20 protein-coding genes and 1 riboswitch are annotated in these 15,506 nt (G+C 71.2%); of the genes, 8 read left to right on the top strand and 12 right to left on the bottom strand.

Annotated elements, in window-relative coordinates; all coding sequences use genetic code 11:
* Positions 1–88 precede the first annotated feature (88 nt).
* From OHT57_RS25805 to OHT57_RS25795, 3 genes are all read left to right on the top strand, one after another.
* A complete protein-coding gene (locus OHT57_RS25805; protein WP_328748871.1) occupies positions 89–1,258 on the top strand; it encodes a ThiF family adenylyltransferase in 1,170 nt (389 codons plus the stop codon).
* Positions 1,255–1,860 carry a GNAT family N-acetyltransferase gene (locus tag OHT57_RS25800; RefSeq protein ID WP_328748870.1) on the top strand — a complete coding sequence of 202 codons (606 nt, stop codon included), beginning with the start codon at positions 1,255–1,257 and terminating at the stop codon, positions 1,858–1,860. Before OHT57_RS25805 ends, OHT57_RS25800 begins: the two co-directional genes overlap by 4 nt.
* A 290-nt stretch (positions 1,861–2,150) precedes the next feature.
* The gene (locus tag OHT57_RS25795; protein ID WP_328748869.1) at positions 2,151–2,603 is read left to right on the top strand and encodes a peptidoglycan-binding domain-containing protein; all 453 of its coding nucleotides are present in this window, start codon (positions 2,151–2,153) and stop codon (positions 2,601–2,603) included.
* A 165-nt stretch (positions 2,604–2,768) separates the two neighbouring features.
* Here OHT57_RS25795 and OHT57_RS25790 read toward each other — a convergent pair whose 3' ends face one another.
* From OHT57_RS25790 to OHT57_RS25770, 5 genes are all read right to left on the bottom strand, one after another.
* Positions 2,769–3,314 carry a hypothetical protein gene (locus OHT57_RS25790; RefSeq protein ID WP_328748868.1) on the bottom strand — a complete coding sequence of 182 codons (546 nt, stop codon included), beginning with the start codon at positions 3,312–3,314 and terminating at the stop codon, positions 2,769–2,771.
* Entirely contained in the window at positions 3,298–3,795 is a 498-nt protein-coding gene (locus tag OHT57_RS25785; RefSeq protein ID WP_328748867.1) for an RNA polymerase sigma factor, read from the bottom strand. Before OHT57_RS25785 ends, OHT57_RS25790 begins: the two co-directional genes overlap by 17 nt.
* A 104-nt stretch (positions 3,796–3,899) precedes the next feature.
* Positions 3,900–4,535 (bottom strand): class F sortase, encoded by a 636-nt coding sequence (locus OHT57_RS25780; RefSeq protein ID WP_443053486.1) that lies wholly within the window; start codon positions 4,533–4,535, stop codon positions 3,900–3,902.
* Between the two features lie 2 nt (positions 4,536–4,537).
* On the bottom strand, positions 4,538–4,900 hold the full coding sequence (locus OHT57_RS25775; RefSeq protein ID WP_328753328.1) for a sortase-dependent protein: 363 nt from the start codon (positions 4,898–4,900) through the stop codon (positions 4,538–4,540).
* A gap of 159 nt (positions 4,901–5,059) precedes the next feature.
* Entirely contained in the window at positions 5,060–5,497 is a 438-nt protein-coding gene (locus tag OHT57_RS25770; RefSeq protein ID WP_328748864.1) for an ATP-binding protein, read from the bottom strand.
* A 184-nt stretch (positions 5,498–5,681) separates the two neighbouring features.
* Here OHT57_RS25770 and OHT57_RS25765 point away from each other — a divergent pair, with 184 nt between their 5' ends.
* From OHT57_RS25765 to OHT57_RS25755, 3 genes are read left to right on the top strand one after another with little or no spacing between them, the layout of a single operon-like run.
* Positions 5,682–6,563: a helix-turn-helix domain-containing protein gene (locus OHT57_RS25765; RefSeq protein ID WP_328748863.1), complete on the top strand. Its 882-nt coding sequence runs from the start codon at positions 5,682–5,684 to the stop codon at positions 6,561–6,563.
* 6 nt (positions 6,564–6,569) lie between these two features.
* Entirely contained in the window at positions 6,570–6,761 is a 192-nt protein-coding gene (locus OHT57_RS25760; RefSeq protein WP_328748862.1) for a DUF397 domain-containing protein, read from the top strand.
* 35 nt (positions 6,762–6,796) lie between these two features.
* The gene (locus tag OHT57_RS25755; protein ID WP_328748861.1) at positions 6,797–6,988 is read left to right on the top strand and encodes a DUF397 domain-containing protein; all 192 of its coding nucleotides are present in this window, start codon (positions 6,797–6,799) and stop codon (positions 6,986–6,988) included.
* On the opposite strand, the gene OHT57_RS25750 is transcribed toward OHT57_RS25755, so the two are convergent.
* Positions 6,989–7,336 carry an ArsR/SmtB family transcription factor gene (locus tag OHT57_RS25750; RefSeq protein ID WP_328748860.1) on the bottom strand — a complete coding sequence of 116 codons (348 nt, stop codon included), beginning with the start codon at positions 7,334–7,336 and terminating at the stop codon, positions 6,989–6,991. It abuts the gene before it with no gap.
* 80 nt (positions 7,337–7,416) lie between these two features.
* Positions 7,417–7,622: riboswitch (cobalamin riboswitch) on the top strand.
* Between the two features lie 29 nt (positions 7,623–7,651).
* Here OHT57_RS25750 and OHT57_RS25745 point away from each other — a divergent pair.
* A complete protein-coding gene (locus OHT57_RS25745) occupies positions 7,652–8,761 on the top strand; it encodes a HoxN/HupN/NixA family nickel/cobalt transporter (protein ID WP_328748859.1) in 1,110 nt (369 codons plus the stop codon).
* Positions 8,762–8,786: 25 nt separating this feature from the next.
* Here OHT57_RS25745 and OHT57_RS25740 read toward each other — a convergent pair whose 3' ends face one another.
* Together OHT57_RS25740 and thrS are read right to left on the bottom strand one after the other, a co-directional pair.
* A complete protein-coding gene (locus OHT57_RS25740) occupies positions 8,787–9,749 on the bottom strand; it encodes a nucleoside hydrolase (RefSeq protein ID WP_328748858.1) in 963 nt (320 codons plus the stop codon).
* Between the two features lie 38 nt (positions 9,750–9,787).
* Entirely contained in the window at positions 9,788–11,008 is a 1,221-nt protein-coding gene (gene thrS, locus OHT57_RS25735; RefSeq protein ID WP_328748857.1) for a threonine--tRNA ligase, read from the bottom strand.
* Between the two features lie 441 nt (positions 11,009–11,449).
* Here thrS and OHT57_RS25730 point away from each other — a divergent pair, with 441 nt between their 5' ends.
* Entirely contained in the window at positions 11,450–12,244 is a 795-nt protein-coding gene (locus OHT57_RS25730; RefSeq protein WP_328748856.1) for a hypothetical protein, read from the top strand.
* Positions 12,245–12,248: 4 nt separating this feature from the next.
* Here the strand turns inward: OHT57_RS25730 and OHT57_RS25725 are convergent, their stop codons facing one another.
* The 4 genes from OHT57_RS25725 to OHT57_RS25710 all read right to left on the bottom strand — a co-directional run bounded on the left by OHT57_RS25725 (position 12,249) and on the right by OHT57_RS25710 (position 15,447).
* A complete protein-coding gene (locus tag OHT57_RS25725) occupies positions 12,249–12,518 on the bottom strand; it encodes an ANTAR domain-containing protein (RefSeq protein ID WP_328748855.1) in 270 nt (89 codons plus the stop codon).
* A 23-nt stretch (positions 12,519–12,541) separates the two neighbouring features.
* On the bottom strand, positions 12,542–13,336 hold the full coding sequence (locus OHT57_RS25720) for a GAF and ANTAR domain-containing protein (protein WP_328748854.1): 795 nt from the start codon (positions 13,334–13,336) through the stop codon (positions 12,542–12,544).
* 345 nt (positions 13,337–13,681) lie between these two features.
* Positions 13,682–14,434, bottom strand: a complete 753-nt coding sequence (locus OHT57_RS25715) for a TIGR03943 family putative permease subunit (protein WP_328753326.1) — start codon at positions 14,432–14,434, stop codon at positions 13,682–13,684.
* Complete coding sequence (locus tag OHT57_RS25710) at positions 14,431–15,447, bottom strand: permease (RefSeq protein ID WP_328748853.1); 1,017 nt, start codon at positions 15,445–15,447, stop codon at positions 14,431–14,433. Before OHT57_RS25710 ends, OHT57_RS25715 begins: the two co-directional genes overlap by 4 nt.
* Positions 15,448–15,506: the final 59 nt, after the last annotated feature.

The raw sequence follows: 15,506 nt of genomic DNA, 5'->3' as shown, positions 1-15,506 counted from the left end.
ACGCCTCCCCTCCCGCGCATCAATTCGAATGCGCCCTCCCGTGTGACAAGGGCTTTCCAAGATCATTCGGCTGCTACCTTCCCGCCTCGTGATCGATTCAGATATCCGCACAGATACCTCACCCGCGTTCCCCGCCGCCGTCTCGTCCACTGCCCCGCAGGACGCCTTCCGGCCCGTTCTCCTGAACCCGGCGGATGCCGACGGAGCAGCGGCTCTCGCCGCGTTGCTGGAGTCGGGTGCCGTACGGGAAGTCCATGACCGCATCGACGACCAGCTGGAAGAACTGGCGCGCTGCACGCGGCCGGGGCTGCCGCCGCAGGAGCGGAGCATGGCGGCCGCCATCACGGAGATCCTGGCCGGCGCCCCGCGCAACCGCTACGGCACCTGGGTCTGGTACCCGTGGTCGGCACGGCTGGTGCACGTCCTGCCGGCCGAGGAGTTCCGACTGGTCCGCACCGACCGCAACCGGGACAAGATCACCCGGGTCCAACAACAGGCGCTGCTCGGCCGGCGTATCGGCGTGCTCGGCCTGTCCGTGGGCAACAGCGCGGCGCTCACCTGCGCCATGGAAGGCGTAGGAGGATCGTTCCGCCTGGCGGACTTCGACCGGTTGGGGCTGTCGAACCTCAACCGGCTGCGGGCCGGTGTCCACGACCTGGGCGTGGAGAAGACCGTCCTGTGCGCACGTCAGATGTACGAGATCGACCCCTATCTCGACATCGAGATCCACCGCTCGGGCGTGACCGAGGAGACCATCGAGGCGTTCTTCGGCACCGCTCCCGGCACCGGGCTCAACCTGCTCGTCGAGGAGTGCGACACTCTCTGGGCGAAGTTCGCCGCCCGTGAGCACGCCCGCGCCCGCCGCGTCCCGGTGCTGATGGACGCCAACGACCGTGGCCTGCTGGACGTGGAGCGCTTCGACGAGGAACCGGACCGGCCTCTCTTCCACGGCCGGGCCGACGGCCTCACCGCCCACGACGTCCGCGGCCTCGACCCCGCCGGGTCGCTCGACGTCCTGCTGCGGATCGTGGACGAGAGCCGCCTCAGCCCGGCCATGACCGACGCCCTGGGCCGGATCGGCCGCACGCTGTCGAGCTGGCCGCAGCTGGCGAGCGGTGTCGCGCTCGGCGGGGCCCTGGTCACCGACACCGCCCGACGGATCCTGTTGGGCGCCCCGGTGCCGTCAGGACGCTACTACGTCGACCTCGAAGCCCTCGTCGCCGCCGAGCGGGCGGCCCCGGCCGGAGCCATGTCATGACACATCTGCCCGAACTGCACGGCGAGCACCTGTGGTTGCGTGAACTGCGGGCCACCGACCTCGCGCCCTTCGAGCGCGTCTACACCCACCGCGTGCTGACCCGCTACCTCGGCCTCGACCGCATGGACGCCCGCCAGGCACAGGACGCCTTCGCCCAGTGCCTGGCCCAGCCCTACGCCCACCCGCGCCGCAAGCACACCCTCGCTGTCTGCGCGCCGGGTGACGACACCATGGTCGGCACCATGGGGCTGCTGGTCGAGGACTACGGCAGCAACGCCATGCTCACCGGACTCGTCCTGCTGCCCGACGCACCCGTGCGCGGCCACGGCCACGAGGCCGGACGGCTCCTGATGGCGTACGGCTTCGGTCCCCTGGGCCTGCACCGCATCTGGGCCGGCCACCGCGCCGACCACGCCCGCATGCGTGACCTGATGCTCGCCGCCGGCCTGCGCCCCGAGGCCACCCTGCGGCAGCTGTTCCACACCCAGGGCCAGTGGCACGACGTCACCACGTACGCCGCCCTGGCCCCGGAATGGCGCGCCTCGGCCACCCCCGCGGAACGGGCCGTCCTCGCCGACAGCCACGGCCTCCTGCCGGCCTGAGCCACGGTCACCCGAGTGATGAGGCGCCGGAACGCGTCCCGTTCCGGCGCCGGGCCGTCACCCGGGCGTACCCGATCGCGCCGACGACCGTATCGGCCGGAATTCACAGAACCCTTGGCGGAATCCCACCGCAGAACACGTCTGAAATATGGCCGGGATTTGGTCATACGAAAAAGTGGGGCGTATTTTCGCGAGATTTTGGGTGTGTGCTCCTGGCACGCTCGGGTCGGTGCGGACGGCCGGCGCGGTCGTTCGCGTCACTTCCTCATGTCGATAGGAAAGAGAGAACAATGCGATCTTCTCTGGCCAGGGCTCTCGTCACCGCGACTGCCGTCGTCGGCATTGCAGCCGGAGGTCTCGCGGGTGCGAGTGCGAGCGTGGCGGCTCCTCAGCAGGCCACCCAGTCCACGGCCGGCAGCGCGCGCGTCTCCATCCTCGCGGTGAACAACCTCGGCCTGGACACGGCCCGGGCCAAGAACTGGCAGAGCTGCCTGAACGCCTGGGGCTTCAACGCCGGTACCGAGGACGGACAGCTGGGCACCAACAGCTGGAAGGCAGCACAGCGGCTGCTCAACGCCTGGGGCTACAACGCCGGTACCGTCGACGGAGCCGTCGGGCCCAACACGATCACAGCGCTCCAGAAGTTCCTGAACAACGTCGGCTACAACGCCGGAACCCCCGACGGGATCGCCGGACCGCAGACCAGGGCCGCGTTCTGGAATTACAACGCCACGGGCTGCTGAGCCACATCTGCATATAGTTTCGGGCCGGTCGAGCGGGAATTTTCCGCTCGACCGGCCCGAAACGCTGTCGCGGTCTCAACGGACACAGACAGACTGTTGCGCTCGGGATCGGCTTTGACGTCCTGCCCGCCTTGTTCTTTGACGCTGCTTTCTTCGGCCTGGCCGCTACGGCGCCATGGTGCTGTCCTGCGCCACACTCGCCGACGGCATGATGTCCGCCGTAGTCGGCTCTGTCGTAGCCGTGGTCGTGGGCGCCCGAGACTCGCCGGCCGTGGTGCGGGGCATTCGGCTCGGGACGGAGGTCGTCCCGGAGGGAACTTCGTCGGGGCCGGCGGGGTCGCTGGTGGCGGGTTCGGACGGCTGCGGTGTGCCGGGTGACGGCGAGCGGTCGACGGGGGGCGTCACCGAGCTGCTCGCGGGCGGCGGGGCCTGGGGGACCGTCGGGGAGCGGGGGCTCTGCGCTGACGTCAGGTTGAGGGGGAGGACGATGAGGGCGGCGATGGTGCAGGCCACGCCCACTCCGGCCGCCACGCGGGTGCGGCGACGGCGGGTCGCGGTGCGGCGGATCTCCTCGTAGCGGCCCGGGGGAGCGCCCAGGTAGGCGGGGGCGGACGCGGGCCCGAGGAGAATCAACAGAGGGTCGTCGGGGTCGTGGTCCGCGGTGGTGGGGTCGAATTCCGGGTCTGCGTCGTCGTCAAAGCGTGTGGTCAAGACTTTTCCTCAGGTGGGCACGGAGTAGTTCACGGGCCGCGTGGAGGTCGGCCTTGATGGTTCCTTCCTTGCGTTCGGTCAGCGCGGACACTTCCCGAATGGGCATGTCAGCGTAGTAGTGGAGGAGGATCGGCACACGCAGTCGTTCCGGCAACGACTGGACCAGGAGGCGTACGGACGGGTCCGACGGCTCCGTGTGGGTGCGCAGCGCGGCTTCCGTGGTCACGTGCCGCATGGCCCTTCGCTCGCGCTCCATCTTGCGCCAGTGGTCCCGGACGAGGTTCGCCGCCGTCACATAGAGGAAGCCGCGCGGCTCCTCCACCGACGTCCAGCGGGCCCACAGGCGCGTGAACGCCTCCGAGGCGATCTCGTGGGCCGTCTCGTCGTCGTCGACGAGGCGGCGGCACCAGCCGGCCAGACGCGGGTAGAGGGCAGCGAACAGCTCGGACGCTGCCGCCGCTTTCTCGCGGGACCGTTTCAACGCTCTCCATGTGCCTGTTGCCACCGGCGTGGCACTCGTGAGGGAGGACGGCGGGCCGACGGCGTACGTTCCGGCGGCCCGCCGTCCTTCGTGTTCCAGTGTGCTCACGGGTTCGTGGACGACGTCAGCGCGGCGAAGACGATCACGTTGTCGAGGTAGCCGTCCTCGTCCTTGGGGCCACCGCACGTGATGAGCCGCAGCTCCGGCCGGCTCACGTTCCCGTAGACGTCGTCCGTCGGGAAGTCGGCCTTGGCCACCGTCCGCACGGAGGTGACCGTGAACTCCGTCTCCGTGCCGTTCTCCAGACGCGCCACGATCTTCTCGCCCCGGCGCAGCCGCGACAGGCCGTGGAAGACGCCGTCCCCGTACGCGCCGACCGTGACATGGCCGAGGATCACCGACGGGCCGGTCTGGCCGGGCGTCGGCGAGTGCTCGTACCAGCCGGCCTGGTCGTGGTCGCTGATCGGAGGGACCTGCACCGTGCCGTCGGACGCCAGACCCAGCCGCATGACCGGGGTGTCGACCCCGATGGCGGGGACTCTGAGCCGGACAGGGGCCGAACGGCCCACCGCCCGGACAGACTTCGCGGCGGTGTGCTTGCCGGCGGTCGGCTGCGACGCGGCGGCGTCGGGAGTCTCGATCCCCGTCGTCCGTACACCCCCGGCGTCGGAGGAACAGCCCACGAGCAGCGAGGCCGCGGCAGCCGCGGCCCCTGTGCCGAACGCGCGCCTGGAGAGCACGGTCACGCTCCGGTCGCCCGCCGACGGCGTACGACGATCACCGCGGCGCCGGCCACGGCGAACGCGGCGGCAGCCCCTCCGCCGATCAGCGCTCCCGGCGTTCCGGAGTCCGACGACGTCTGCGTCACCCCGGTGTCGGGTGCGCCGTTCGGAACCTCGGCGACCTGGGACGGGGCGACGCTGGCGCCAGTGGTGGGGGCCTCGCTGGGCGCTGTGCTGGCCTCGTCGGTCGGTGCCTGGGTGGCCTCGGTCGGCGCGGTGGTGGGGGCCGCGGACGGGCTCGCGCCGTCGGCGAACGCGGGTGCGGTGCCCGCCAGTACGGCGGTGGCCGCGAGTGCCACGGCGCTGAGGACGGTACGGCGCACGGTACGGCGCATGGAATCGCTCTCTTTCGTCGGTCCGCCCGGAAAGTGGCCCGGCCCGGTGGTCGGGCCGGCCGGACGGCTGAGTGACGGAACGTGCGGAGAGACGAGCCGGCGGAGGAGTCGGTTGTAAAGGAATGGCAAAGTCGTTGCTCCACACGGTTACGCGTCCCGCTTCTGCAGAATGTCCAGTTCCGCCCACACCGTCTTGCCGACGGTCAGCGTCTCCACGGCCCAACGCCCCGCCAGCATCCGGACGATGAGCAGGCCCCGGCCGAACTGGTCGTCGGGGTCGGACGGCCGGGCGCCCGGGAGGCGTTCCCCTCGCGGATCGGTCACCGCGATCCTGAGCGCGGTATCAGTGAGGGACGTCTCGACCCGGAACAGGCGGTCCCGCAGGCAGCCGTGCAGCAGGGCGTTCGTGCACAACTCGCTTGCCAGCAGGGCGGCGTCGCCGGCGAGGTGCGGTAGCCCCCAGTCGACGGCGAGTCGAGCGACGCGTCTGCGAGCGAGGGGGACGCTGCGCGGGTACGGGGTGTAACTGACCTCGTCGTGACGGTCGTTGGACTTGGGCGGCCGGGGAGGACAGGAGTCGGTCACGGATTCCTCCAGGGAGTGGCGACGTCGGGGTGGCTCCGCCGCGCGGGCAGCGCGGTGCACTTCCGCCAACTGGTTTCTTTGTGTGGGCGACCGAGTACTGACGGTAGCCTCTGAGGAAGCTGGCCAGCAATCGAACAGGGCAGAAACATCGCTGGCCTACGCCAGTGTTGACGAAAGGGAGCTCATGGCAGGCAGGGACCCCAACCGCGGGAAGACCGTCACAACCGTTCTCGGGCGACGGCTCGGTGGTGAGCTGCTGAGGATGCGTGAGGCCTGCGATCTTCGGCAGACGCACGCTGCCGAGGCACTGACGGCATCCGTCACGAAGGTGGCGAAGATCGAGCGCGGGCAGGTGCCGATGCGTGATCCCGACATCAGGGCCCTGTCCCACCTCTACGGCGAGACCGACGAAACGGCTATCGGCAAACTGCTCGCCCTGGCCAAGGCGGACCGGGAACGGCGCAAGGCCAGGGGCTGGTGGAACCAGTACCCGCAACTGACGGCGCAGATCGAGTACGTGGCCCTGGAGGACATCGCCACGGAACTCCGCACCTGGCAACTGGCCTTCGTACCCGGCCTCTTGCAGACCCCTGACTACGCCCGCGCCCTCGCCGTCGGGAACGGGTCCTGGGACGATCTCGACGAAATCGAGACCTTCGTCGAGGCGAGGATGGCCCGTCAGGCACGGCTGGGCGGCGACCGCCCGCTACAACTCTGGGCGTTGCTGCATGAGGGGGCCGTGCGCCAACTGGTCGGTGGCCGGGATGTCATGCGGGCTCAACTGGAACACCTGCTGGAGGCGGCGCACCTGCCCAACGTGCGTGTCCAGGTCGTCCCGTTCATCGCCGGGGCTCACCCCGGGATGACCTGTGCCTTCACCGTCGTCTCGTTCGCCGAGCCCGGCGCTCTGGACGTCGTACAGGTGGATACTTCGTCGACGAAGGTCTGGTTGGAGAGCGAGACTGATGCCGCACACCACAACGCGACCTTCGACCGCATCACGCGGCTCGGGCTGGCGCACAGCAACTCCGTGAGACTCATCGACGACATCCGCAAGGAGATGTAGGACACCGTGTCCCACTACGACTTCAGGAAGTCCTCTTACAGCAGCGGCGACGCACACGGCGAGTGCGTCGAAGTCGCCCGCAACATACCCACCACCGTGGCCGTCCGCGACACCAAGCACCCCGACGGCCCGGTACTCCTCGTCCTGCCCGGCGCCTGGCGCCCCTTCCTGGACTCCCTGCACAGCGAACGGGCCTGATCACCCCGCACCACCCGCCACAAGGAGCTGTGAGCGTGCCGCACTTCGAGTTCGTCAAGTCCAGCCACAGCGGCGGCAACGCCGGCCAGGAGTGCGTCGAAGTCGCCCGCAACATACCCGCCACCGTGGCCGTCCGTGACAGCAAGCACCCCGACGGCCCGGTCCTCCACCTCAACCCCGGAACCTGGCGCCCCTTCCTGCGCTCGCTGCACAGCGAACAGGCCTGATCAGGACACCTGCTCCAGCAACCCCCGTACCCCCTCGTCCACCACCGAGTACCGCACGACCCGCCCCTCCTTCTCCCCCGCCACCACGCCGGCCGCCCGCAGCAGCCGCAGTGCCTGGGACACGGCGGGGTCGTTCATGCCCGTGGCGATCGCGAGGTCGGAGACGGCCAGGGGGCCGGTCCGGTGCAGGGCGAGGAGCAGGGAGAGGCGGTTGGGGTCGGCCAGGAGGGCGAACCGGTCCGACCAGGCGCGGACATGGCCGGGGTCACCGATCGCGGCGATGGCGTCGCACACCCGGTGTCCGTCGATGGTGCGGCGGTCCGCGCGGTCGGCCGGGACGAGATGCATGGGGGTCATCCTCGCAGGCGGGCGGTGTGATCTTCCATACCTGCGCAACTATGCAGCTATGCAGGAGACGGTTCGCACCCCTACCGTGGTCGAGCCGTGGTGCTCGGGAAGCCGGTGACGACCCCTCTGGGGTCCAGACCGGCGCGGCCCTCGCCACTGTGATCGGGGAGTTCCCCTCCCATGTCCCTCGCGGGACAGCCACTGGCCGTCAGCACGAGGCCGGGAAGGCGGGCAGGGAAACGTACGACCCGTAAGCCAGGAGACCGGCCACGGCAGCTCACGCGTTCATCCACGAGGTGCTGGAGTGACCACCGTATGACCGACCCTGCCCTGCCCGAGAGCGCCGCCGCCTCCTTCCGCTGGCGCCGCGAGGACACCGTCAAGACGGTCGGTCTGATGGCCGCGATCGCCGCCCTGCACGTCGTAGCGTTCGGCATCCTCTTCCTGCTCGTCGTCCCGGAGCACTACGAGGTGGGCGACAAGGCCTTCGGCATCGGACTCGGCATCACCGCCTACACCCTCGGCATGCGGCACGCCTTCGACGCCGACCACATCGCCGCGATCGACAACACCACCCGCAAGCTGATGGCCGACGGAAAACGGCCGGTGTCGGGAGGGTTCTGGTTCGCGCTCGGGCACTCCAGTGTCGTGGTCCTGCTCGCCGCACTGATCGCCGGCGGCACCCAGCTGGCCGGCAAGGTCATGAACGAGGGCTCAAGTACCCACCAGGTGCTGGGATTTCTCGGTACGACGGTCTCCGGTTCGTTCCTCTACGTCATCGCCGCCCTCAACCTGGTCGCCCTGCTGGGCATCCTGAAGGTCTTCCGGGCGATGCGGGCGGGGACGTACGACGAGAAGGAGCTGGAGCAGCATCTCGACTCGCGCGGCTTCATGAACCGGATCCTCGGGCGGCTCACCAAGTCCATCACCCGGCCCGGCCAGATGTATCCGCTGGGCTTCCTCTTCGGGCTCGGCTTCGACACCGCCACCGAGGTCACGCTGATGGTGATGGCGGGCTCGGGGGCGGCGGCCGGGCTGCCCTGGTACGCGATCCTCTGCCTGCCGCTGCTGTTCGCCGCCGGGATGAGCCTGTTCGACACCCTCGACGGCACGTTCATGAACTTCGCCTACCAGTGGGCGTTCTCCAACCCGGTGCGCAAGGTGTTCTACAACCTCGCCATCACCGGGCTGTCCATCGCCGTCGCGTTCTTCATCGGCACGATCGAGCTGGTCGGCGTCCTGCACGACAAGTTCGACCTCAGCGACGCCCTCACCACCTGGATCGCCGACATCGACCTCGACAACGTCGGTTACATCATCGTCGGCCTGTTCGTGGTGGTGTGGGCGGCGGCGATCAGCTACTGGCGGCTCGCGAAGGTGGAGCAGCGGTGGACACCACGGGCCGCCGAGGCGACGGCCGACTGACGCCCGACGCCGCTCCCTGCCGCCGCTAGACCCCCTCCACCGCCGTCAGCCACAGCTTCACGTAGCGGTCCACGTCCACGCCCAACGCCACGTCCACGAGGGTGACTTCGCGCTCGCCGCCGTGGATCTCGGACTCGCCGGGCCGCGGGCGGCGGTCGACGACGGTCTGGCCGCGGGTCGGGCCGGGGGCCAACGAGACCTCCACCGGGAGGAGTTCGGTGCTCAGGCCCCCGGGGTCGACGACCGCGCAGACCGCGCCCGCGTCGCCGAGGCCGCCGGTGGGGGTGGGATCGCCGGAGGTGGCCGGGTCGCGGTGGGCGAGGAGTTCGCCCGCCATGCGGAGGGAGGGTTCCGAACTGGCGCGCAGCCGCTGGACGTCCGCCGCCGGGACGATGACCCGCTCGAAGACGTCCAGGCCGTACATGGTGATCGGCACGCCCGCGGTGAGCAGGACGGCGGCCGCCTCGGGGTCGTGCCAGACGTTGAACTCCGCGACGGGCGTGGCGTTCCCGGTGGCCACCGCGCCGCCCATGAACACGATCCGCTCGATGTTGCGCACCACTTCGGGGTGAGTGCGCAGCAGCAGGGCGATGTTCGTCAGCGGCGCGGTCGGGATCAGGGTGACCGGCCTCGGCGAGGCGAGGATCTCCCGCCTGAGCAGCGTCACCGCGTCCACGTCCACCGCCACCCGGGTCGGCGCGGGCAGCCCCAGGTCGCCCATGCCGTCCTGCCCGTGCACGTGCTGCGCGGTGCGCACGGGCTCGATCAGCGGCCGCGCGGCGCCCCGGGCGACCGGGATGTCACCGGCCCCGGCCTGCTCGAGGACGGTCAGCGTGTTGCGGACCACGCCGTCGACGTCGGTGTTCCCGGCGACACAGGTGACCGCGCGCAGATCGATGCCGGGATGCCGTACGGCGAACAGCAGGGCCAGGGCGTCGTCGACACCGGTGTCGCAGTCGATGATCACCGGGATGGGCTGACCGGTCACGGCGTGAGTCCTTTCGTCACTGGCGTACGGGACCGACCTTACGCAGCCGCCCAGAGTTCGGCCCCGCGATCACCGTCCCTGGCGGCGATCCGGTCCAGCAGGTCGTGGACCGGCACCGCTCCGGGCCTACGGCCGTCCCGCAGCCGTACGGCCGCGCAGTCGGCGTCGGCCTCCCGCTCGCCGATCACCGCCTGGTACGGCACCAGGCGCGCGGCGCGGATGCGGGCGGCGAGGGTGCCGTCGCCGGGAGCGGCGAGTTCGGCCCGGATGCCGCGCGCGAGAGCCTGCCGTACGACGTCGTGGGCCTGTTCCTCCTGGGCGTCGGACACCGGCAGGACGACGAGCTGCACCGGGGCGAGCCACGCCGGGAACGCGCCGCCGTGCGCCTCGACGAGATGCGCGACCAGCCGCTCCACGCTGCCGATGACGCTGCGGTGGACCATGACCGGGCGGTGCTTGGCGCCGTCGGGGCCGATGTAGTGGAGGTCGAAGCGTTCGGGCTGGTGGAAGTCGATCTGGACGGTGGACAGGGTCGACTCGCGGCCCGCGGGGTCGGTGATCTGTACGTCGATCTTGGGGCCGTAGAAGGCGGCCTCGCCCTCGGCCGACTCGTACGCGACGCCGACGCCGTCCAGGACCTCCTTCAGGAGGGCGGTGGCACGGTCCCAGAGGTGCGGGTCGGACACGTACTTGCCGCCGTCGCCCGGGAGCGAGAGGCGGTAGCGGCTCGCCCGGATGCCGAGGTCGTCGTAGGCACGGCGGATGAGGCCGAGGGCGGCGCGGGCCTCCTCGACCGCCTGCTCCAGGGTGCAGAAGATGTGGGCGTCGTTGAGCTGGATGGAACGGACGCGGGTGAGACCGCCGAGGACGCCCGACGGCTCGGACCGGTACATGCCGCCCAACTCGGCCATCCGAAGCGGGAGTTCACGATAACTGTGCGACCTGGACCGGTAGATGAGGGCGTGGTGCGGGCAGAGACTGGGCCGCAGGACGACCTCCTCGCCGCCCAGCCGCATCGGCGGGAACATGTCCTCGCTGTAATGGTCCCAGTGCCCGGAGATCTCGTACAGCTCCCGCTTCCCGAGCACCGGCGAATACACGTGCCGATACCCGGCGGCCCGCTCCGCCTCCCTGACGTACTCCTCCAGGACATGCCGTACGACGGCCCCGTCGGGCAGCCAGTACGGCAGCCCCGCGCCCATCAGCGGGTCGGTGTCGAACAGATCGAGCTCACGGCCGAGTCGGCGGTGGTCGTACATGCGGGTCTCCCTCGGGGTGGGGGGCGAGGGACCGGCGGGAACGACGAAGCCCCGGGGCACTCGCCCCGGGGCTTCGGACTGCGTCAGCGGTCAGCGCACCGGGACCTGCTCCGGCGTCGTCGTGATCGACGGGACTGCTTGGGCGCGCTGCATGAGAGGACGGTAGCGGGAGGCGCGGAGGCGGCGCGAAGGGTTTTCGCCCGGACCGCGCGGCCCGGGTCCGGGGCGCACGGTTACCGGCCGGACCACACCCACAGATCCGCGCCGCACACGCACGGCCACCGGCCACACCCGCAGATCCGCGGCGCAGGGTTTCGCCGGGCCGCACGCGGTTCACCGGGGAACGGCGTACCAGTGCACCGCACCGCGTGCACCGCACCGCGTAACCCGTACGGCCCGGACCGCTGGTGACCCCGTCGAACCCGGTGGTCACTTGGAGACATGACCCCGCCCCGTGCCTCCCACGTCGCCGCCTGCGTCCTCGCCCTCGCCGGTCTCCTCGCCGCCACCGGCTGTTCCGCGCTCTCCACGCCGCCGGCCGCGGCCAAGCCGCCGATCACCCCGCCCACCAGCGCGGCCCCGTCCAAGAGCCCGAGCCCGAAAGCCTCACCGGCCGCCTCCACCACCCTCACCGAGGCCATGGCCCAGGCCGCCCTCATCACGGACGCGGATCTCGGGGAGCCCTGGACCCCCACCCAGGGCACGGCCACCTGGCACGACGGGGTGCTGAAGGCGAAGACGGAACTGCCGGACTGCCAGCGGCTGCTCGACTCGCTGTACGCAGACGACCTGTTCGGGGCCGATGCCCAGCCCCGCGCGGTCGTGGGACTGGACGACCAGTGGAACGAGGCGCAGCTGCGCTATCAGGTGCTCGCCCGACCCCCGGCCGAGATCGACAGAACGCTGGCCTGGCTGAAGGACCTTCCGCAGAAGTGCGCCCGGTTCGCGGCCACGACGGTCACCGGGGCCGTGCTGGGCGTCCAGGTGATGGAGGCGCCGTTGCCGGAGGCGGGAGACGCCCGGCAGGGGCTGGGGCTGCTGCTGACCGGCCAGTCCCCGGCCGGTGAACCGGTGACGCTCACCCTGGAGGTCGCCGCCGTCCGGGTGGGGGAGGACGCGATCAGCGTGACCAACGGCGGCTTCGGCGACGTACAGACGGACGCCACGCAGGCCGCCGTGGAGCTGGGGGCCCGGCGGCTGACGGAGGTCAGGAAGCAGGGCCGGGTACAGGTCTGACCGGTCAGGACCGGCGCAGCTGCTCCTCCAGTACGTCCCGGGGGTCCAGGCTGCGCTCGGCCAGGGCGCGGGCGACGGCCGTCAGGGACCGGTGCTCCTTCTCCGCGTGCCGGCGCAGCAGCTTCAGCGCCTCGGGGAACGAGACGCCCGCGTACTCCGCGAGCAGCCCCTTCGCCGGCTCGACACTCGCCTTCGCGGAGACCGCGGCCTGCAGGGAGGTGAGCAGGTCGTGCGGGCGCCGGGCCTCGGCGGGCCATGGGCACCGCCCGGCCACCCGCCGCCCTCCGGGTCAAATGCCTAGTGGCCCTGGCCGGCCAGCGGGAAGGTGCGCGGGGAGAGCGGCCGTACGGAGGGCGGCTGCCCGGAGACACCCTGGACGAGGTCCCCGGCGAGGTCGCGCAGTTTCACGTTGCGCTGCTGGGAGGCCTTGGTCAGGATCTCGAACGCCCGCTCCGCGGTGCAGCCCTCCCGGGCCATGACGATGCCGAGAGCCTGGTCGATGACGGTCCGTGAGGCGATCGCGCTCTGCAGGTCCAGGCTGAACTGGAGCTGGCCCGCGAACTTCAGGGCCACGCCCAGCGCGCCCGAGGCGTGCCCCGCGAAGACGACGGCCTGCTCACGCACCGACAGGTCGAAACCGTGCGGTTCGGCGGAGTACATGTTCAGCACGCCGGCGACCTGTTGCCGGGGCGGTGCCAGCGGCAGCGCGAGCATGCTGCGCAGGCCGTACTCCCGGGCGATGTCGGGGAAGGAGCCGAAGCGGTCCTCCCCGTCGACGTCGTCGACATGGTGCGAGGTGCCGGTCCGCAGGGTCCGCAGACACGGGCCGTCGCCCTCGTCGTACTGCCGCTGATCGAACTGGTCCACCAGTTGGTGGCTGGCGGCCGCGGTGTACGGGTGGGCGCTGTTCTCCGACCTGAGAGTGATCGAGCAGTACACCGGCGTGGGCAGTGACGTCGAGGCGAGCCGTACGAGCTCGCGCAGGAAGTCGTCCAGCCGGTCGGCCTCCAGCTGCAGTTGCTGCAGTCGTGCCAGGGTCTGCTCACCGCGTGCCGGCCCGTCGGGCGGGGCCGCGGAGGGTGTGTCCGTCACAAGGGCGTCCTTCCTCGGTGGTCCGGACCACCAGGTACCCCCATGCGCTCTTCACAGACCGCATACGAGTTCTTTACTGTTGACGGCGACGGTCAGGCAGCGGCCGCACAGCGTCGAACTGTGCTGGAGCCGCCCATGTCCCCGCCCGTCCCCCCTCGATCGCGCCACGGCGTCCCTGTGCCCAGAGCGGCGTAGCTGCTTCGTCCCTGTTCCGCGACGCCGACCGGGGCGTCCGTCGATGCCCCGCGCGGGACGGGGACCTTCCAGGAGAACGCGCCAAGGGAGCGGCGCGTCCTCGCCGGGGCGGTCGTCGGCCACCGGCACGGCGGCCGCCCCGGCACCACCTCAGCGCTTCTCGTAGGGATCCGCCGGCTCCTTCACCTGCCGTACGGCGATCGCGTCCACGACCGGCGGCCAGGCGGCGTCGGTGCCGAGCTTCCCCTCGGGGTGCCAGGTGCCGGTGACGGTGACCCAGGTGTCGACCGGCGGGGCCCCGTCCACGGCGCCCCGTATCTCGGCCTCGGCGGTGGTGGCGTCGGCGGCGCAGCAGGTGACGACCAGCCGGGTGACGTACCAGGTGCCGCCGTCGCCGTGGGTCACGAACCCGGTCATCCGGACCGTACGGCCCTTCAGTGAACGCCCGCTGTCGTAGACCGCCCGCGAGCCGAACTCCCCGACGGTGAGCTCGACGGGGTCCCCGGCGGGCAGCGCCGGGAAGGTCCCGACGCCCTGGGCCGCCCGCTGCGCCGCCTCCCGCCCGGCGCTGTAGGAGCCGAGCGCGGGCGGCGGGAAGAGGAGCAGCGCGAGGGCGGGCAGGGTGAGCAGCCAGGCGATGCGGGGGCCGGCGGCGCTGTGACCGTGTTCGTGCTGTTCGTCGTGTCCCTCCTCGTGCTCGTGCTCGTCCTCGGGGAATTCGCGGCCCGTTCGCCGTACCGCCGCCATAGCGGTCCCCAACAGCACCAGCAGCACCCCGGACATCACGAGGTACGGCCGCAACGCCCCCTGTACGTACCGCAGATACAGGTCGCTGAGGAGCGAGATGCGCAGTACTGCCGCTCCGACGAGGACGAGGAGCAGACAGGGGCCGTACCGCCTCACAGCAGCCACCACCCGACGAGCGAACTGCCGGCCACGGCGGTCACCCAGGTCACGGCCGAGAACCGGACGGCGAAGGCCCGCCCGAAGGTCCCCGCCTGGAGGGCGAACAGCTTCAGGTCGACCATCGGCCCCACCACCATGAACGCCAGCCGCGCGGTCGGCGAGAAGCCGCTCAGGGACGCCGCCACGAACGCGTCGGCCTCGCTGCACACGCACAGCACGACCGCGAGGACAGCCAGCAGCAGGACCGACAGCCAGGCCGAGCCGGTGAAGAGGTCGAGGATCGAGCGCGGCACGACGAGGTTGAAGGTGGCCGCGGCCGCCGCGCCGAGCACCAGGAAGCCGCCCGCGTGCAGGAAGTCGTGCTGGAGCCCGGCGCCGAAGGCGCGCAGGCCGCGGGCGGACGTCCCGGTCGACCGTTTCGGCAGCCGCAGCCACTCCTCCCGGCCGAACCGGGCCCACAGCCAGCCCATCACCACGGCCACGGCGAGGGAGGCGAGCAGCCGTCCCAGCACCATCCTGGGCTGGCCGGGAAAGGCGATGGAGGTCGCGACCAGCACCACGGGATTGATCGCGGGCGCGGAGAGCAGGAAGGCGAGCGCGGCGGGCGGCGCGACCCCGCGCCGCATCAGGCTCCCGGCCACCGGCACGGACGCGCACTCGCAGCCCGGCAGGACGACTCCCGCCGCGCCCGCCAACGGCACCGCGAGGGCCTGGTTGCGCGGCAGGAGCCGGGTGAGGACCCGCTCCGGGACGAACGCGCCGATCGCCGCGGAGACGACCGTACCGAGCAGGAGGAAGGGCACACCCTGCACCGCGATCGCCGTGAAGACGGTCCACCAGGCGGCGACGGGCGGGGTGTAGAGGTCGAGGGCGAGCATCGGCCCGAGGACCGAGGCGACCGTGACGACGGCGAGCAGCGCGGCCCCGCCGAGGACGACATGGACGAGGACCCGCAGACCGAACGCGACGAGCCTCAGCCCGTCGGCCACCGCCGTCCTCTGGTTCTGCACGTGCCCCGCCCCGCCCTCCGGTGTCCCGCGCAGGCTAACCGGACATACCTGTGCGCAGG

The organism is Streptomyces sp. NBC_00285, assembly GCF_036174265.1.
GTDB lineage: Bacteria > Actinomycetota > Actinomycetes > Streptomycetales > Streptomycetaceae > Streptomyces.
Note: the sequence above shows the minus strand (reverse complement) of the source record. Positions and strands in the feature narration are given on the sequence as shown.

Coding starts and splice junctions, on each gene's coding strand:
- OHT57_RS25730 (WP_328748856.1), top strand. CDS start 11,450: ATGACCCCGCCCCGTGCCTCCCACGTCGCCGCCTGCGTCCTCGCCCTC.
- OHT57_RS25800 (WP_328748870.1), top strand. CDS start 1,255: ATGACACATCTGCCCGAACTGCACGGCGAGCACCTGTGGTTGCGTGAA.
- OHT57_RS25745 (WP_328748859.1), top strand. CDS start 7,652: ATGACCGACCCTGCCCTGCCCGAGAGCGCCGCCGCCTCCTTCCGCTGG.
- thrS (WP_328748857.1), bottom strand. CDS start 11,008: ATGTACGACCACCGCCGACTCGGCCGTGAGCTCGATCTGTTCGACACC.
- OHT57_RS25765 (WP_328748863.1), top strand. CDS start 5,682: ATGGCAGGCAGGGACCCCAACCGCGGGAAGACCGTCACAACCGTTCTC.
- OHT57_RS25750 (WP_328748860.1), bottom strand. CDS start 7,336: ATGCATCTCGTCCCGGCCGACCGCGCGGACCGCCGCACCATCGACGGA.
- OHT57_RS25795 (WP_328748869.1), top strand. CDS start 2,151: ATGCGATCTTCTCTGGCCAGGGCTCTCGTCACCGCGACTGCCGTCGTC.